The sequence below is a fragment of the Pseudomonas sp. PB101 genome (assembly GCF_009764265.1).
Classification (GTDB): domain Bacteria; phylum Pseudomonadota; class Gammaproteobacteria; order Pseudomonadales; family Pseudomonadaceae; genus Aquipseudomonas.
The window spans coordinates 174,911-192,744 of record NZ_RWIR01000007.1; the positions used below are offsets into that span (position 1 = coordinate 174,911).

The following is a 17,834-nucleotide window of genomic DNA, read 5'->3' on the forward strand; positions in this document are numbered from 1 at the left end:
ATACCTACACCCTTGCCTGCCAATAAACACTAACCAATCGGCAGATAACTCGAGGCACGTGTAACTTCGTTCGTCCCATTACACCTCCTCACCCGACGAAAGAATCTGAATAATAAGTTCCGTGAATACACCCAAAACACAAAAATAATAAAGGCCGTTTCATGATAAATAATCGTTCTCTTTTTGGGGCGCGGCGCGGGTACTCCGCGGCAGCACCTTTCGCACTTACAATTATAGCTTCGTGCCTTGCGCTCTCTACCAGTGCTCAAGCATTCGAGTTCCAATTAGACAATCCCGACTTTAAGGCTCGTTGGGACAATACTCTTAAGTACAGCTCAGCCTGGCGCACCAAAAGTCAGTCCTCGAAACTTGTCAATGGCAGCACTGCACTAAACTTCGATGACGGTGATCGTAACTTTGACAAGGGTCTGATCTCTAGTCGCCTAGACCTTCTTTCCGAATTCGACTTTACGTACAAGAATGTCGGTGCACGCCTGAGCGGTGCAGCTTGGTATGACGATGTCTACAACAAAAGTAACGACAACTCTTCGCCTGACACAGTAAATAGCTACTCAGTGGACTACGACCACTTCACCGAAGACACACGCAAATTGCATGGGCGCCAAGGCGAGTTGCTCGACGCTTTTTTGTTTGCCAAAGGTGAATTGGGCGAAATGCCAGCGTCAGGTCGCATTGGTCAATACGCAATGCAGTGGGGCGAGAGCCTGTTCTATGGAATGAACGGCATCGCTGGAGGTATGGCACCAATCGACGTAGTGAAAGCCTTGTCGGTGCCCAATACTCAATTTAAAGAATTGGTGCGCCCTGTACAGCAGGTCTCCGGGCAATTACAACTCTCGCCCGATGTATCGATTGGTGCTTATTATCAGTTCGAATGGGAAGCTAACCGCCTTCCGGGATCGGGTAGTTATTTTTCGACTTCAGATAACTTCGGTGAAGGTAATGAACGCCTGTTCATCGGCGCACCATTGTTTCCAGGTGCTCAACCATTGGCCTTCTATCATGGCCAGGACAAGGATGCTAAAGACTCGGGTCAGGGTGGTATGCAATTGCGCTGGCGTACCGAAACCGTCGACTGGGGTTTTTATGCCATTCGATTTCATGACAAAAGCCCGCAACTCAATGTTCGTCCAGATTTTGCAAACCTAAACCCCCTTAGCGGCAAAGCTGGCGAGTACTACTGGGTCTACCCCGAAGGAATTGAGTCGCTGGGTGCCAGTTTCTCAACGACGATAGACCAGTTCAACATCGCGGGCGAACTCTCGACTCGTTGGCACCAGCCCTTGGCTTCTACTAACCAACATGCGTTGGCCCCTGGAGAAGCAATCAGTAATGAGCCGGATGATGCGCTTTACGCCACTGGCCGGACATTGCATGCCAATCTTTCATGGCTCGCTACGTTTGGCCCATCTTTCATTGCCCAAGAAACCAACTTCATTGGCGAGATCGCTTGGAACCGTACGCTTAGCGTTACCCGCAATGCCGATGCCGTAGACCCGAATGCTGATCGAGATGCCTGGAGCTTTCGAACAGTCTATGAACCGATGTACCGCCAGCTATACCCCGGATTGGATCTCAGTGTGCCGATTGGCGCGAGCTACACCCACGGTGCTTCAGAGGCGCTGGGCACAGGATTCGGCACTGACCGTGGTGGCGATTTGAACATCGGTCTCAAGGGTAACTATCTCAACACTTGGAATCTTGGCCTGACCTACACCCACTATTACGGTCCTGCCAACACCTTCCTCGACGCCAACAACAACTACACCTTCGAGCAGGCTCTCAAAGATCGCGACTTTGTCGCTTTCAGCGTTAGTCGCAGCTTCTGAGAAAGGGGAACTTTATGAAACTTCGACTCTGTATCGCCGCTACCGTAAGTTTTCTTCTAGCCACCGACTCATTCGCCTCTGTGCCCGCTAGCGAAGCGGAGCACCTCAAATCCACCCTCACTCCATTGGGCGGTGAAAGAGCAGGAAATGCGAGTGGCAGCATCCCAGCGTGGACCGGAGGGATGAGCAAAACCGACACCCAAGTTAGTGGTAAGCGCTCTGATCCATTCGCCGCTGAGAAGCCACTGTTTGTTATTACCGCCAAGAACATGAGCCAGTACGCCGACAAGCTGACGCCCGGCATCCAGGAAATGCTGAAAAAGTATCCAGATAGCTATCGCTTGGATGTATATGCGTCTCACCGCACCGCCGCGGCCCCTCAATCGGTTTATGACGCGACCTATCAGAACGCGCTGGAAACCAAGCTAGTCGACAGTGCATCTGGTCCTATGCCTGAGAATGGCAAGGCAGGTATTCCGTTCCCAATTCCCCAGGCCGGTATCGAGGTCATGTGGAATCACCTGCTGCGCTGGCGCGGTGAATCATGGCGTGTGAGCAATACGCAATACTTGACCACCGCCGATGGCAAGCACGTGCTGGCCAGTGATTCCCATGCTGACTTGCAGATGCCTTGGTACTCAGCGGACGGGGTTAGAAAAGACGGGGTCTTCTGGACCATTCGTATGGTTAACGATGGCCCACCTTTACGTGCGGGCGAGGCAATCCTGGGACGTGAAAATCTCAATGCCGAAAATGTCGGCGCCTGGACCTATCTTCCTGGTCAGCGCCGCGTCCGCCGTCTCCCCAATGCCTGTTGCGATACACCGACTCCGGCTACGGCGGGCGTGATGAGCTTTGACGAAATGGGCGTTTTCAGCGGCAGGCTTGATCGCTTCGATTGGAAGCTGATCGGTAAAAAAGAGATGTACATTCCGTATAACGCCAACAAGGTCCTCACCGCTGCGGGGCCTACCGATATTTTAGATGATCACCATCTGAAATCAGATGTCGTTCGCTGGGAGTTGCATCGCGTTTGGGTTGTCGAGGCGACGTTAAAGTCGGGCAAACGTCACGTAATGTCGCGCAGCACTTATTACATCGATGAAGATACTTGGGCTGCGGTCCTGGCTGAACGCTACGACGCTCAAAACGCCCTTGTTCGAGTGTTGTGGACCACGCCTGTCGTGTTCCCGGACCTGCCTGGCGTGGTTTCTCTAACAACAGGTTTCTATGACTTGATTTCCGGGGCTTGGTTTGCTGCGGACATCTTTGCGGGAAAAAACGAACAGTACCAAATAGTCGCTCCTTTCAAGGATGTCGTGTTCACCCCGGATGCTCTCGCTGGCGAAGGTGTGCGCTGAAATGGGACGCTTCAGTTTCGCCGTTCTATGCGCAGCGTTAACCCTGCCAACGCTTTCGGCAGCAGCTCCCAAGGACGTGCTTCACATGCCGTCCTTGGTCTCGAACCAATCCATCCATGCAGTCTTGCTTGACGTAAAACGGGCCGGCAACCGGCTGGTTGCCGTGGGTGAACGTGGCATCGTGCTCTTGTCGGATGATGACGGTAAAAGTTGGCGCCAGGCCGCAGTTCCCGTGAGCGCGACCCTCACTGCAGTGACCTTCGCGAACCCGCGCCAGGGGTGGGCTGTGGGCCACGGTGCAGTAGTCCTCCACAGCGACGATGGCGGAGAGAACTGGCGCCTCCAACTCGACGGCAATCGGGCCGCCGCTCTGGAGTTAGCAGCCGCCGAGACCGAAAAAGATGACGCTCGAATAGCTACCGCAAAACGTCTGAAAACAGACGGCGCAGACAAGCCGCTACTGGCCGTCAACTTCACCGATGATCGCCATGGACTGGTAACAGGTGCTTATGGTCTGGCCATGTACACCGAGGATGGAGGAGCTACTTGGAGCTCCTGGATTGGCCGCCTGCCCAACCCTCGCGCGCTGCACATTTATACCGTGGCTCAAATGGGTACTCAGATATACCTGGCTGGAGAACAAGGCCTCTTCTTGCGCTCACTCGATGGCGGTAAGCATTTCGACGCATTGCATACGCCGTATGAAGGCAGTTACTTCAGCTTAACCGTTCTACCCGACGGCGTCGTCATGGTCGCAGGGCTGCGGGGTAAAGTCCTACGGTCGACCGACCGTGGTGAAAGCTTTCAAACAATCGAAAACCCACTGCCCATATCGATCAACGAAATACACCAGAACGGTACCAACCTGTTGCTGGTGAACCAGGCTGGCGGCTTGCTGCAAGTGACACACGATAGCCAGCAGCTGACACCTATCACCCTACCTCCCGGACCTCCCTTGAATGCCGTGACTCAGGCGGCGGACGGTACTTTCGTGGGTGTTGGTTTTGCGGGGCCGATGCGCCTGACCTCATCAATAAATGCTGCGGAGTAAGGCCATGCAAGCCCCACGCTCTTCTTGTGGCGCGCCGCTAAGCGGCCGTCTCGACGATTTTGATCAACGATCCGGCTCGCTGCTGGAACGCGCACTTTTCAACCATCGCCGAATCGTTTTGCTGTTGTGCCTGCTGACGACCATTCTACTAGGTTGGCAGGCCACCCGACTTCAGCTCAACGCCAGCTTTGAAAAGACGATTCCCACGGATCAGCCTTTTATCGCCAACTACCTGCAATATCGCCAGGAGCTTTCCGGCCTCGGCAACGCCGTACGCATCGCGGTGATAAACACCTCCGAAAGTATCTACGACAAGGACTACCTGAGCACACTTCAGAGGCTCAACGACGACATCTATCTGTTACCAGGTGTCGACCGCGCCTACATGAAATCTCTTTGGACGCCTGCCACACGCTGGGTGGGTGTAACAGAAGAAGGACTGGAGGGCGGCCCGGTAATTCCTGATGGATATGATGGCTCGACAGCCAGTCTCGACGCACTGCGGCGGAACGTAGAACGGTCTAACGAAATTGGCCAATTGGTCGCTTTCGACCAGAAATCGAGCATTATCTATGTGCCGCTGCTGACTGCCACCGCCGATGGCAAGCCGCTGGATTACGCAGTCTTATCCCATCAGTTGGAGGCATTGCGTAACCATTACCAGAACGGCTCAATCGAGATCCGTATCACCGGTTTCGCCAAAGTGGTGGGCGATCTGATTGATGGTCTTAAGCAAATTCTGCTGTTCTTCGCGGCTGCGATTGCCATCACCGCCGCCGTCCTTTTTTGGTACACCCGTTGCGTTCGCAGCACTGCGCTAGTCATGAGTTGCTCACTGATCGCGGTGGTTTGGCAACTGGGTCTGTTGCCCCTTCTAGGCTTCGAGCTGGACCCTTACTCAATATTGGTACCTTTCCTGGTGTTTGCCATTGGCATGAGCCATGGCGCGCAAAAGATGAACGGCATCATGCAGGACATTGGTCGCGGCATGCACCGGTTGGTAGCGGCACGCTTCACTTTTCGCCGGCTATTTCTCGCAGGGCTCACCGCGTTGCTGTGTGACGCAGTCGGTTTTGCGGTATTGATGATTATCAAAATCCAAGTGATCCAGGACCTGGCTGTCATCGCCAGTATCGGCGTGGCGGTTTTGATATTCACCAACTTGATCCTGCTTCCGGTTCTGCTTTCCTACATCGGGGTCAGCCCTCGGGCAGCGAAGCGGAGTCTGCGAAGCGAGGAGGCTGAGACAGCGGGTGCCGTCCGCCATCCCGCCTGGCGCTTTCTCGACCTGTTTACCCAGCGACGGTGGGCAACAGCCTGTGTTCTGGTATCAGCAGCAATTGCTTTGGGAGCTTACTGGGTAAGTCTTGAGCTGAAGGTAGGCGATCTTGATGCTGGCGCACCGGAGCTTCGCGCCGACTCACGATACAACCAGGACAACGCTTATCTGACGCGACACTATGGTGCCAGTAGCGATGTATTCGCCGTGATGGTCAAGACACTTCCGGGCGGATGCTCCAGCTATGACACTCTGCGACGCGTAGATGACCTTGATTGGCAGTTACGCAGTCTGCCTGGTGTAGATTCGACCAACTCGCTGGCCTTACTCAATCGACGAGTACTGGTGGGGCTGTCTGAGGGCAATCCCAAGTGGTACGAGCTAATCAATAACCAGTCGACCCTGAACATGGTCACCGCCGGGGCACCTCGAGGGCTCTATAACGAGGATTGCAGCCTGCTGACCGTGTCCGCGTTCCTTACCGACCATAAAGCCGACACGCTCAGCCGAGTTGTGGAAAGCGTTCGAGCCTTCGCGAAGGACAATGACAGCGATCAGGCGCAATTCCTGATGGCGGCAGGCAGTTCAGGCATCGAGGCCGCAACCAACATCGTTGTCAAACAAGCTAGCCACGAAATGCTCTGGTGGGTGTACGGCGCGGTATGCCTGCTCTGCCTGATCACCTTTCGCTCTTGGCGCGCCGTACTGTGTGCAGTGTTGCCTCTAATGCTGACGTCGATCCTTTGCGAAGCCTTGATGGTGTGGCTCGGCATTGGTGTAAAAGTGGCGATCCTGCCAGTGATCGCCTTGGGAGTCGGCATTGGGGTGGATTATGCGCTGTATGTAATGAGCATCGTGTTGGCGGAGATGCGTCGGGGTTCAAGTCTGTCTCAAGCTTACTACCAAGCCCTGCAATTCACCGGAAAAGTGGTAATGCTGACCGGCGTTACTCTTGCCATCGGCGTGGGTACATGGGTGATGTCACCCATCAAATTCCAGGCGGACATGGGGATTCTCCTGGCATTCATGTTTCTCTGGAACATGGTAGGCGCGTTGATTTTGTTACCTGCTCTCGCCTATTTCCTCCTTCCCAAGAGGCCTCAGGCAAAGCTTAACGAAATGGGCTGTCGGTCGAATGATCAGCCTTGTAAGCAGTCAGCAGGCGAACTCTCCCGCTTGCAGGCGACAACAGTCGAGGCGAACTGATGAGCATCTTGTTAAGCATGCAAGGTCAGGTCGCATTGGTTACCGGGGGCACTCGAGGCATCGGCCGGGCCATCGCGCAGACTTATGCCGAGGCCGGGGCGCGATTGATCATCAGCAGCGAGAACAACCAGGATTGTCAGCAAACGGTTCTTTGGCTCAACGCTCAAGGATTCGAAGCCGTCGGAATACAAGCAGATTTGTCTGACCGCTCCCAAGTCCTAGCCTTGGGTCAAACCGCGACGACTGTATTTGACCGAATTGATGTCTTGGTCTGCAACGCTGGCATAGCCCCACATTCAGGACCGCTAGCCGAGGCCAGCGATTCCCAGTGGCAAGCCACCTTCGAAGTCAATCTGCGCAGCGCGGTTCTGCTGACCAATGCCCTGATCCCGCACATAGCCAAGCAAGGTGGTGGCAGCGTGGTTCTGCTCTCGAGCATCGCTGGCATCCGCGGGAACAAAGCATTGGGTCTGTACGGCCTGAGCAAGGCCGCACTTTCCCAACTTGCTCGCAATCTGGCAGTGGAATGGGGTCCCAATAACGTCCGAGTCAACGCAATCAGTCCAGGCGTTATCCAGACCGACTTCGCACGACCACTGACAGACGACGCTTGTGTTCTGCAAAAACGATTGGCCCTGACCCCTCTCCGCCGAGTCGGCACCCCGGAGGAAGTCGCCGCGGTCGCGCTGTTGTTGGCGAGCCCTGGCGGCGCCTTCATTACCGGACAAAATCTGGTCGTCGACGGTGGCACGACCATCAGCGACGGCAATTAATAAGGAGTTATTCATGCAATCGCTTCCTGCGTTCAAACGCGTTATCACAGGCCATGACAATAAAGGCCAAGCCGTCGTAATTGAGGCCCGCCCTTCGCCTCATGTCATCCCTCTTAAGGCGGTCCCCGGGACCGTTTTTCACGAAATATGGAATACCGATAATGCACCAGCACTGTTGGATAACGGTGATGACCCTTGTGCAAAACCACTTCAACTGAGCCCTGGCGCTCTCGGCAGCGTAATTCGCGTCGTCGATATCCCACCGGATAGCCAACAGAATCAGATCAGTGAACAGGATGCTGCTGCCGCTTTCGCTGAGATAGGCCAGGCCCATGCTGGTACAGGCACTGCTGACTCCCGGCACAAACTCATGCATCGCACGGAAACCCTGGACTATGGCATCGTCACCGAGGGTGAGGTATGGCTCGTACTGGACGATGAAGAAGTCCATCTGACACGCGGCGACATCGTGGTGCAACGTGGTACCAATCATGCCTGGAGCAACCGCACGGAAGAAATGGCACGGATGGTATTCATCCTGCTTGACGGACAATTCGCTGCCGAACTGAGTGCTGGAGCCAGCAAATGAAGCTGGCCACTTTGAAAAACGGCCAGCGCGATGGCCGGTTAGTGGTGGTAAGCCGGGATCTCTCGCGCGCTACAGATGCTTGTGCAATTGCGCGGACACTGCAAGAAGCGATTGAGAACTGGGGACAAGTTGAAAGCCGGTTACAGCAACTCGCAGACGACCTTGAACACAACCGCGTTGCTCAATCCTTCGCATTTGACCCTCACCAGGCAATGGCCCCATTACCCCGAGCGTACCAATGGTGCGATGCTTCTGCCTTCCTCAATCACGGCAAGTTAATGCAACGGGCATTCAAGCTTGCTCCCATCGAAGGGGTGGAGACCATCCCCCTTATGTACCAGGGCGCCGGCGATGATTTTCTCGGCCCCTGTGAAGATATCGTCCTGCCTAGCGAAGCGCATGGAATTGATTTTGAGGGCGAGTTCGCTGTGCTCGTCGACGAGGTCCCATTGGGTTGCCCCACAGAACACGCGAGTCGACACATCCGATTAATACTTCAACTCAATGACATCAGCCTGCGCGCCTTAGGTCCCCGCGAGATGAAAACCGGGTTTGGTTTCCTTCAAGCCAAACCGTCATCGAGCTTCGCCCCGGTGGCTATTACCCCTGACGAATTAGGCAACGATTGGCGGAATGGGCGTGTACATCGTCCCCTACTAGTCAATTGGAATGATCAATGGTTCGGCCACCCCGATGGCGGCGATATGGACTTCAGTTTTGGCGAACTCATCGCACATGCCGCCGCCACTCGCCGCCTTGGCCCAGGCACCTTGATTGGTTCCGGCACAGTCTCGAACCACAACCCCGAAGCCGGATCAGCCTGTATTGCAGAGCGCAGGGCCATCGAAATGATTTCTCATGGAGAGCCTCGCACGGGGTTCATGCGCTTCGGTGACCGCATCAGGATGGAAGCACTCGACGCAGGCGGCCGACCGTTGTTCGGAGCAATCAACCAACGCGTGGTACAAGCCGGCCGGGAGAACAATTGATGCGTGTTTTGATCACTGGCGCCAACGGATTTATTGGACGTGCATTAACCACTCGCTTGCTTGAATTGGGCAATCTGCGAGGAAGAGATATTGCAACGCTCAGTGTTCTGGATACGGCTCTGCAGGGGCTACCTGAAGACAACCGACTTCAAAAGTACAGTGGTGATATTGCGGACCCCGCCTTGGTGCGTCGAGTCTTGGCTGATGGTGTCGATGTTGTCTTTCATCTGGTGAGCATCCCGGGAGGCACGGCAGAGCGTGACTATGACCTGGGATATCGAATCAACCTTCAGGCCACTCTCGAATTGCTCCACCAGTTGCGCAAACAAAAGCGCGCGCCTGTCTTGGTTTATGCCAGTAGTGTTGCGGTATATGGCGAAGACCTGCCGATCAAAATGAACGAGTCTGCAAACGCCGCACCGGCGCTGTCTTACGGTGCCCACAAGCGAATGATTGAAATAGCACTGCAAGACCTCTCCCGCCGAAAAGAGATCGACGGGCGCGCCGTCCGCCTGCCTGGGATCGTCGCCCGCCCAAGGCAGCCGAACGGGCTTCGCTCAGCTTTTATGAGTGATCTTCTGCACGCTGTGGCCGCCGGTGAGCCCTATGAATGCCCAGTGTCCCCGCAGGCTACTTCCTGGTGGATGTCGGCAGCTTGCTGCGTGAACAATTTGCTTCGTGCTGCGGAAATTGACCTTGCCAGCACCGAATCGAACCGCATATGGCAATTGCCGGTGTTGCGTCTGTCGATCGCGCAGGTGGTGCATGCCCTGGGCGAGCAATTTGGTGATCAATGCGAAACGCTTGTGACATACAACGTGGACGCTGATCTGGAAGCGTTATTCGGTCGACAACCCCCATTAAGAACACCGCACTCAAAATCGTTGGGGCTGAAACATGACGGATCACCATCAGCGCTGATCCGTAGCGCACTTGAGTTGAGAGTGAAACGCCCACCAGCTAAACGCGACACCACGGCGATGACACTCCATCGAGCACTAGGAGGACGGGTTATATGACACTGGAACTGTACAACGCGAGCATCTCCACCTGCAGCCAGAGAGTTCGTTTTGTTCTGGCTGAAAAAGGTCTGCCCTATACGGACCATCGATTGAGGCTGGAACAGGGTCAACACCTCACGCCAGCGTACATTGCACTCAACCCAAATGGACTGGTCCCTACGCTCGTTCATCAGGGCGACGCAATCATTGATTCAAGCGTGATCAATGAGTATCTCGAAGAGGTGTTCCCGGACATCCCGCTGCTGCCAACACACCCTTTGGAACGTGCTCGTGTGCGTGCCTGGGTACAATATTTGGACGAAGTGATGACGCCATCCATACGTTATCCCTCTTTCCAAAAACTCTTCGGAGGGGCGATAAAGTCGATGACAAGCGAAGAGCGCATGATTGCCGCCAGCCGATCCCCATTACGCAAACATTTCGTGTTGGAAATGGGTCCTCAAGGTTTTAGCCAAACCCGGCTGAATGACGCTATGGAACGCATTGAACAAGCTTTGACGAGAATGGAGGCATCACTTTCACGTTCCCTATGGATAGCCCATGACCAACTCACATTGGCCGACATAGCCATGATGCCAAGTATCGTGCGATTGGAGGACTTGGGGCTGGCAAGCCTTTGGGAGAACTTGCCAGGTATTGCCAGCTGGTATGAACGCTTACAGAGCCGACCCGCGTTTGCCAAAACCTATGAGGCAGTCGAAAGTCGCGCCCGGTAAAAATTCGATGCCGTCAAAAACGGCATCGACATGGCGGCAGTTATCTGCCGCCTCTGCCCGTCAGCTGATGCCCGGCATGCCTATGAAACGATCCAGCTTCTTAATGCGCTCAATCCATGAAACTAGGTGCGTGTAGCCTGAGATATCGATCCCCCCCTCCCAAGCAAGCGCGGAGTATGGAAAACAAGCGATATCGGCAATAGTGGGGCGTCCCAACTCCAGATACTCACGCGTTGCCAAGTGCGCATCCATAATTTTGAAAACCCGATGGGCCCCTAAGTGCAGTTTGTCCAGATCCAACGGGTAGTTCAAACTCTTAACCAGCCGAGCAGCACAAGCGTTCATCACTTCCCCGCCGCCAGTCGACAACCACTGCTGAATCAACCCTTGCTCGCAAGGATCATTTGAATACCACTGATGTTCGGCATCGTAGCGGGTGGCCAGGTAAACAAGTATCGCTTGAGAGTCTCTCAGCCTCAGCTCGCCATCCTCAAAACAGGGAAGCTCGCCAAAGGGATTTAGCGCTGAGAACGCATCCCGCTTATGTTCTTTAGCGACAAAATCAACAGGCACAAGCTCGGCTTGAAGTCCTAATAAATTCAACATCAGTCGAACCTTGTAACAGCTACCCGACAAAAAATAATCATGCAATCTGATCATATAAACCCCAGCCAATCTGTGCTGACTACTTAATCATTGGCGTCATTAATCGACGCCCCCTAGAACGGTTGTGACAGGATTTCCTGACTCTCATGCATGAGCTGCCCGACCTGCTGTGGCGTCGCTTCATGTCGAACTTCCCACTCACACAATTGCACTGAGTTGTTCACCACCATGCTGGCGCGACTCCAACGCCGCGCCATGAATGCTTCAAAGGCATCATTAACCGAACTTGTTTGGGCAAGCGACTCAGCGAGCACCACCGCATCTTCCACCCCCATCGCCGCACCTTGTGCCAAAACGGGGGGACCAGAATGTGCCGCGTCGCCGATGATAATCACCCGTCCCCGGTACCAACGATCCGGCACCAAAACCGTTTCCAACGGCCTTACCGTTATCACGCTGCAAGCGTCCAGGTGTGACAAAGCATCCTGCACAACGGAGCTCGTGTAAGACGCCAGCTTCTCTCTCATCAATCGTGGCAATTCACTTTCTGCCAAGCGAATGTCGTCGGTCTTCGCCTCGATCAAGTAAAGGTAGGATCGGTCCTCGGTGATCGGACAGATACCGACCACGCCAAACTCTCCGCCAAAATGCAACTCGGAGGTAAACGTACCCAGGCACCGAGGCACTTCAACTCGCCACGTAAGCTGACCGAGTCTTCGAGGCTTGATCTCAGGGAAAATCTTACCTCGCACTTGGGAGTAGATGCCGTCAGCCCCAACTACCAGATCGTAATCTTTCACTGCACCATTGCTTAAGGTCACGGTGATGCGATCCGCTTGGTCTGTGTAGTGATCGAGGGTTACACCCATGTACAAATGGGCACCCAGTTCAACGGCCCGCGAGATTAAAATCTGATGCAGTCCACTGCGAGAAATACCGGCGGTCGAAGGGTATCCCGCCCCGCCCATGGGTTTGATGGCGTGATGGGCCAACAACGTCCCATCGGGTTTACGCATGTTCAAATACCGCCCAGGTACCGCGACCCGGAGCATCGCTTGAGAAAGTCCGATTTTTCCAAATGCAGCCAACGCGTTGCCCTGCAGTGACAAACCGACGCCCAGCTGCTCAGACACATCGGCCTTAATTTCGGCGACATCTGCCGCGATACCTTGCAAGCGTAACGCAATGGCCAGGGTCAACCCCGAGATCCCGGCCCCAACAATGAGAACACCGCGAGAGATATCCACTTAAGCCTCCACGCTACGCGAAGGAATCAACGAGCGTTCCGCTGCCACGCTATCGGCAATAAATCTGCGTGAACGGATATTCGCCTCATCGGATTTCACGCTGACTTCAGGCGCGTTTTCAGCTCCCAGCGTATCGAACAGAATCTGAATTTCCTCAATAACTACGACGTCTTCCATCAGCAGCCGTCGCAAGTCATCGAAACGACCCGGATGTTTATTTTCAAAGGAAGTAGCGAACAACGCGTATTGAACCGTCCGTTTGGGCCCCGCGGGTGTGAGGGCTACGACCAGTTCAAGACGACCAGGGGCGGCTTCCGGATCATCCACATCAATGAATTCTTGAGAAATCTGCGCGAGGTGATTTGCGTAGGCTGTCAAGGTCAGTTTGCGGTCAACACGTTCACCTTTTATGCCCATCGACGCCTTCAGCATGGGAGGCAGTGGCTCATTGGTAAACTCCCGAACCGTAGCGATTCGGCCGCCTGCCACTTCTAGACGGTACGGGTGAGTCGCCACGTTACCGGTATCAATTAGCCCATGATGCAAAAATGTGATGTGTGTGGCATCCACCAGGTTTTCTAGCGGCATAAGGTAGTTAGCTTTTACTTCTAGGGTGATGCCGGGCTCGGAAAACAAGGAGGGGTCAGTCAGCCCCAACTCAAAGTGATCGGGAATCAGACTGGTATCTGCGGACTGGGGATCTCCAGGCCAAATCCAGATCCAATGGGAGAGCTCGACGACCGGGTAACTCTTGACGCATAACTTGTTCGGGATAACCCCGCCGGAAGGAATTTCAACGCAACGGCCATCGGCGCCAAAACGAATGCCGTGGTAACCACACATCAAAGTATCATTGACAATCCGTCCCGTATCACTGTGTAACGGCATGCCCCGATGTGGGCAGCGATTAAAAAGTGCCTTCACCTCGCCTGCTTCCGTTCGATACAGCACCACGGGTTCATCGCACACTTCGCGGGCGATAGTTTTCTCACTGTTGACCTCATGAGACCACGCAATTACATACCATTGATTCTTAGGGTACTCTGCCTGACCTGGTAACATATTCACGCCGTTGACGATCATAACGCCTCCCACTTTATTGACGATTTGTTGTTTTAAGGGCCGTACGGTCGACGTATTATGCATGACAGAAAACTTGCATTTCGGTGTGTCATTACCGTATTTCAAAATACCTGCTATCAAAAACTACAATCATGATGTGCTTGCAGCCACAGCCCGGAATGTAGAACTATATTCACAGGCTGTCTTTAACGTGCTGATGCCCGCCCCAAGACAAAAATAATACTAAGCAGCCGTATGAGGTTTGCCGATGCTCGACGTAATCATCCACGAAAAAACTGACGAAGCCGAAGGCATCGTCAGCTTGGTATTCCAGGCCCAGAATGGAACACAACTACCGGCGTATAGTGCTGGATCCCATCTAGATGTGCATTTGCCCAACGGCACTGTCCGGCAGTATTCTTTGTTCAAGCCACTCTCAAAAGAAACTGCAAACACCTATCAAATAGGTGTACTACTCAGCCCGACCTCCCGCGGGGGATCACGTTGTATCCACGAGCAACTTCAAGTGGGTGATTCGTTGCGCATAAGTGAACCACGCAACCTGTTCCCTCTTACTCACGAAGCACAGCACTCTGTTTTTTTTGCCGGCGGAATTGGTATTACGCCGATCATGTGCATGGCCGAAAGACTTGCAGAAATGGGCTCAACGCTCGAGCTTCATTATTGCAGCAGATCGTTTAACAGTGCCGCGTTTATTCCTCGATTGACAAAAACGCTTCCGAAGGGAAGTTTGAATGTCTACTTTGACGACAAACCTGCCAATCCATTTAAAGTACGTGAAATCCTGCAGTCACTTCCACCTCAAACTCATCTCTATGTATGCGGTCCCAGTGGGTTTATGGAGCATGTCCTGAGCAACGCCAAAGCCTTGAGCTGGCCAGACAACCTGCTGCATCGTGAATACTTCAACGGCACTCAGGACACCCAAAAGGACGGTGCCTTCGAGCTGAAAATCGCTAGTACAGGCCAGCTAATTTCAGTTCCAGCTGGAAAAACGGCGGCACAAAGTCTTATCGAGGCCGGAGTGAATGTCCCCCTATCATGCGAGCAAGGTGTCTGCGGCACATGCCTGGTGCGGGTGCTGGAAGGCGAGCCGGATCATCAGGATATGTTTTTAAGTGAAGCTGAACGTGCGCGTAACGACCAATTCACGCCTTGCTGCTCGCGTGCCAAGACATCAACGCTCGTACTGGATCTCTAGATAACAAGTGGTGGTCAATTTTCAAAAAGGGCCGACATTATGCAACCGCTTCCTGACTTCAAACGCATTGTTACGGGACACGACATCAACGGAAATTCAATCGTTACCCATTACGGTGTCACGCCCAATATCTTCAAATCAAATAACCTGCCAAACATGATAACTCATGACGTTTGGCGAACCCAGTCACCACCTGCAAGACTACAAGCAGACGATAATCACTACTACAAGTCGATCATGACGCGCCCCGAGCCTGGAGGTAGCCTGATGAGGATAGTTGATATTCCACCGGACGAATCACTCCCCCCTATATCGCCCAAAGAGCTCAGTATTGAAATCCCTAATTTAATTGGTCCCCTCAATAATTTCACCCAAACGCCAATACCACACTCTGACAGCCTCGATTATTGCATTGTGATCATTGGCGAGCTATGGCTTATTCTGGACAATGATCAAGTGATGCTCTCGGCTGGGGATACAATCATTCAAAGAAACACGAAACACTCCTGGAGCAACCGCACCAACAAGATGGCCAGGCTAGCAATTATTGCACTAGACAAATAATACACACCCAAAACCATCATCAAACCTATGCAATCACCACTGTGCGAGCAGGTATTTCAGCACCTGATAGTCACTATTTATAAACTTCGTTATACATCGCTATTCGCATTGACTTATCTTTCCCCCATAAGACTGTGCGCCACACCGAAAACTCCAATAATAATTAATAACGAGAGGGCTGGCACATGCCATCCGTCATACCAACTCCGCGCTTTACTTTAGGCAGTTTTTCAGTTGCCGGCTCCCCTGTTTTTTCTGGAGTGGTGCTAGAGGAAAACGTAATAGCTGTTGAAGGGCTTAGACCCGTATGCCAAAGCTTGGGGCTCTCCACGCCTGCCTCCAACACTCTTTTTGGTCTTCTGCAGGAGTGGCCCAACAGTTTCCACACTCTCGATACGGTAGTGGCAGAGCTTCGCAATAATCCTCAGCAATACCACGAAGTACGGAAACTGTTAACCCCTATCAAGCAACTTAAAGTACACGCGCCGCTGGATCGACCGCGTCAGGTTTTATGTTGTGGTGCGAACTACTTTCGCCATGTCGTCGACTTGATCGTAGCAGCGGGGCCTGGTGGAACTCCCGAGACGCAAGGCATGACGCCACAAGCACTGCGCAGCTATGCCGAAAATCTGATGCGCGAACGCTCCGCCAACGGTGAACCTTATATGTTCTGCAAGCCAGCGGCGACCATCAGTGGTCCATACGACCCTATAACCCTCCCGATTGGCGTGACACAACCTGATTGGGAGCTTGAGTTGGCCGTGGTAATCGGTCGGCCTGCGCGACACGTAAGTCGCCACAAAGCGCTCGACTATGTCGCTGGGTACACCATCGCGAACGATATCACCAATCGAGACAAGGTCTGGCGACGCGATGATATGAAAGCCATGGGCACCGACTGGATTGCCTCCAAAGGCAGCGCCACTTATTTGCCGCTCGGGCCCTATTTGATACCTGCCCCATTTGTAGACAGTCCGCAAGATCTGCGCCTGGAGCTCAAGCTCAACGGTGAGATCAAACAGGCCGAAACCACCGCAGACATGATTTTCGATGTCGCCCGACAAATCGAATACCTCTCCTCTCAGCTGCAGCTTTATCCCGGCGACATTATTTGCACGGGCTCGCCCGCCGGCAACGGCGCGCACTATCAACGATACCTAAAACATGGGGATGTTCTGGAGTCGTCCATTTCCGGCTTCGGATATCAACGTAACGAGTGCTTTGAAGAACAGAGGACCAAGTCATGATCAACGGAATCGAATCGCTAATTTATGCAGTCAACGACCTCAAACTCTGTACTCGCTACTTTGTGGATTTCGGTCTGCCGCTCTTGGAGGAAAGCGATCAACACGCACATTTTCGACTGGACGAAGGATCGAACGTCATCCTTCGCCAATTGGGCGACGCAAATCTGCCAACAAGCAGCATCGTGGGTACGGGAGTCCATGAAGTTATCTGGGGTGTCGATACAGAAAGCAACTTACAGCGCTTAATTCAAGAACTCGAAGTCGATCGCCCGATCAGGCGCGACGCTGATGGTACCGTGCACCTGCATACCGACGATGGTGCTGCAATCGGCCTAAAAGTCTTCCAAAAACAACCGGTAGTCTCGGCCCCCAGTCCGTTGAACTCACCGGGAAACATCAACCGTATAAACCAACATCGCAAATGGATTTCAAGAGCACGCCCCAAGACCATTCAGCATGTGGTTTTTCAGACACCCGATGTCGACAAATCGTGGGCTTTCTACCGTGACCGGCTGCACTTTCGAGTATCCGACATCCAGAAAGGCTTCGGAATCTTTGGCCGAGCTCCTGCTGCCCACGACCACCACAACATCTACTTCCTCAATGCGCGACTCCCTTTCAAAGGACCCGATGTTTGGGGCATGGACGGTGAATACCGTTTTGACCATGCGAATTTTGGCGTCGACGACCTCGATGAGGTCATGGTCGGCACCAACCATATGCAGCGTCAAGGTTGGCCCGAATCGCATTGGGGCTTGGGTCGCCATCGCATAGCTTCTTCGCTGTTCGTTTACCTGCCATGCCCCACCGGGGGTCAAGCTGAATACGGAGCGGACTCTGATCACCTGGACGATCAGTGGATACCTCGCGTGTGGAACCCGATGTTTGCGTTCTTCAGTTTCATAACGCACATGGCGCCTTTCATGATCGAGGAAGCTCCATGGGAATACAGCTACGTGCAGGGTGATCAGGCCGACCGCCTGAGCTTTACCGGCCAACCCCTGGCCTTGGACGGAACAGTAAACCAGCGACCGCCCCTGAAGATCTGAA

At 53.7% G+C, this 17,834-nt stretch carries 16 protein-coding genes; 13 read left to right on the forward strand and 3 right to left on the reverse strand.

Features of this window, described 5'->3' with window-relative positions; genetic code table 11:
- The first annotated feature begins 161 nt into the window (after nucleotides 1–161).
- From EI969_RS02225 to EI969_RS02265, 9 genes are read left to right on the forward strand one after another with little or no spacing between them, the layout of a single operon-like run.
- Nucleotides 162–1,850 (forward strand): DUF1302 domain-containing protein, encoded by a 1,689-nt coding sequence (locus EI969_RS02225; RefSeq protein WP_160385728.1) that lies wholly within the window; start codon nucleotides 162–164, stop codon nucleotides 1,848–1,850.
- A gap of 14 nt (nucleotides 1,851–1,864) precedes the next feature.
- Nucleotides 1,865–3,211, forward strand: coding sequence for a DUF1329 domain-containing protein (locus tag EI969_RS02230; RefSeq protein ID WP_160385729.1), 1,347 nt, complete (start codon nucleotides 1,865–1,867; stop codon nucleotides 3,209–3,211).
- A 1-nt stretch (nucleotide 3,212) separates the two neighbouring features.
- Nucleotides 3,213–4,262, forward strand: a complete 1,050-nt coding sequence (locus EI969_RS02235) for a YCF48-related protein (protein ID WP_256678211.1) — start codon at nucleotides 3,213–3,215, stop codon at nucleotides 4,260–4,262.
- 4 nt (nucleotides 4,263–4,266) lie between these two features.
- Entirely contained in the window at nucleotides 4,267–6,747 is a 2,481-nt protein-coding gene (locus tag EI969_RS02240; protein ID WP_160385731.1) for an RND family transporter, read from the forward strand.
- Nucleotides 6,747–7,520: an SDR family NAD(P)-dependent oxidoreductase gene (locus tag EI969_RS02245; RefSeq protein ID WP_160385732.1), complete on the forward strand. Its 774-nt coding sequence runs from the start codon at nucleotides 6,747–6,749 to the stop codon at nucleotides 7,518–7,520. Before EI969_RS02240 ends, EI969_RS02245 begins: the two co-directional genes overlap by 1 nt.
- 13 nt (nucleotides 7,521–7,533) lie before the next feature.
- On the forward strand, nucleotides 7,534–8,109 hold the full coding sequence (locus tag EI969_RS02250) for a cupin domain-containing protein (RefSeq protein ID WP_160385733.1): 576 nt from the start codon (nucleotides 7,534–7,536) through the stop codon (nucleotides 8,107–8,109).
- Nucleotides 8,106–9,098, forward strand: coding sequence for a fumarylacetoacetate hydrolase family protein (locus EI969_RS02255; RefSeq protein WP_160385734.1), 993 nt, complete (start codon nucleotides 8,106–8,108; stop codon nucleotides 9,096–9,098). The genes EI969_RS02250 and EI969_RS02255 overlap by 4 nt, the downstream gene beginning before the upstream one ends.
- Nucleotides 9,098–10,117, forward strand: a complete 1,020-nt coding sequence (locus EI969_RS02260) for an NAD-dependent epimerase/dehydratase family protein (protein WP_160385735.1) — start codon at nucleotides 9,098–9,100, stop codon at nucleotides 10,115–10,117. The genes EI969_RS02255 and EI969_RS02260 overlap by 1 nt, the downstream gene beginning before the upstream one ends.
- Nucleotides 10,114–10,836 (forward strand): glutathione S-transferase family protein, encoded by a 723-nt coding sequence (locus EI969_RS02265; RefSeq protein ID WP_160385736.1) that lies wholly within the window; start codon nucleotides 10,114–10,116, stop codon nucleotides 10,834–10,836. The genes EI969_RS02260 and EI969_RS02265 overlap by 4 nt, the downstream gene beginning before the upstream one ends.
- 60 nt (nucleotides 10,837–10,896) lie before the next feature.
- Here EI969_RS02265 and EI969_RS02270 read toward each other — a convergent pair whose 3' ends face one another.
- Genes EI969_RS02270 through EI969_RS02280 form a run of 3 tightly spaced genes read right to left on the reverse strand, consistent with a single transcriptional unit; the run spans nucleotide 10,897 to nucleotide 13,772 of the window.
- Nucleotides 10,897–11,496 carry a glutathione S-transferase family protein gene (locus tag EI969_RS02270; protein WP_160385737.1) on the reverse strand — a complete coding sequence of 200 codons (600 nt, stop codon included), beginning with the start codon at nucleotides 11,494–11,496 and terminating at the stop codon, nucleotides 10,897–10,899.
- Between the two features lie 59 nt (nucleotides 11,497–11,555).
- Nucleotides 11,556–12,689 (reverse strand): FAD-dependent monooxygenase, encoded by a 1,134-nt coding sequence (locus EI969_RS02275; protein ID WP_160385738.1) that lies wholly within the window; start codon nucleotides 12,687–12,689, stop codon nucleotides 11,556–11,558.
- On the reverse strand, nucleotides 12,690–13,772 hold the full coding sequence (locus tag EI969_RS02280; RefSeq protein WP_160385739.1) for an aromatic ring-hydroxylating dioxygenase subunit alpha: 1,083 nt from the start codon (nucleotides 13,770–13,772) through the stop codon (nucleotides 12,690–12,692).
- Nucleotides 13,773–14,019: 247 nt separating this feature from the next.
- Between EI969_RS02280 and EI969_RS02285 the strand changes: the two genes are divergently transcribed.
- The 4 genes from EI969_RS02285 (at nucleotide 14,020) to EI969_RS02300 (ending at nucleotide 17,833) form a co-directional block, all read left to right on the forward strand.
- Nucleotides 14,020–14,973, forward strand: coding sequence for a PDR/VanB family oxidoreductase (locus EI969_RS02285; RefSeq protein WP_160385740.1), 954 nt, complete (start codon nucleotides 14,020–14,022; stop codon nucleotides 14,971–14,973).
- A 39-nt stretch (nucleotides 14,974–15,012) separates the two neighbouring features.
- Nucleotides 15,013–15,537 (forward strand): cupin domain-containing protein, encoded by a 525-nt coding sequence (locus EI969_RS02290; protein ID WP_160385741.1) that lies wholly within the window; start codon nucleotides 15,013–15,015, stop codon nucleotides 15,535–15,537.
- 185 nt (nucleotides 15,538–15,722) lie between these two features.
- Nucleotides 15,723–16,784: a fumarylacetoacetate hydrolase family protein gene (locus EI969_RS02295; RefSeq protein WP_160385742.1), complete on the forward strand. Its 1,062-nt coding sequence runs from the start codon at nucleotides 15,723–15,725 to the stop codon at nucleotides 16,782–16,784.
- Nucleotides 16,781–17,833, forward strand: coding sequence for a VOC family protein (locus EI969_RS02300; RefSeq protein WP_160385743.1), 1,053 nt, complete (start codon nucleotides 16,781–16,783; stop codon nucleotides 17,831–17,833). Before EI969_RS02295 ends, EI969_RS02300 begins: the two co-directional genes overlap by 4 nt.
- The last annotated feature ends 1 nt before the right edge of the window (nucleotide 17,834 follow it).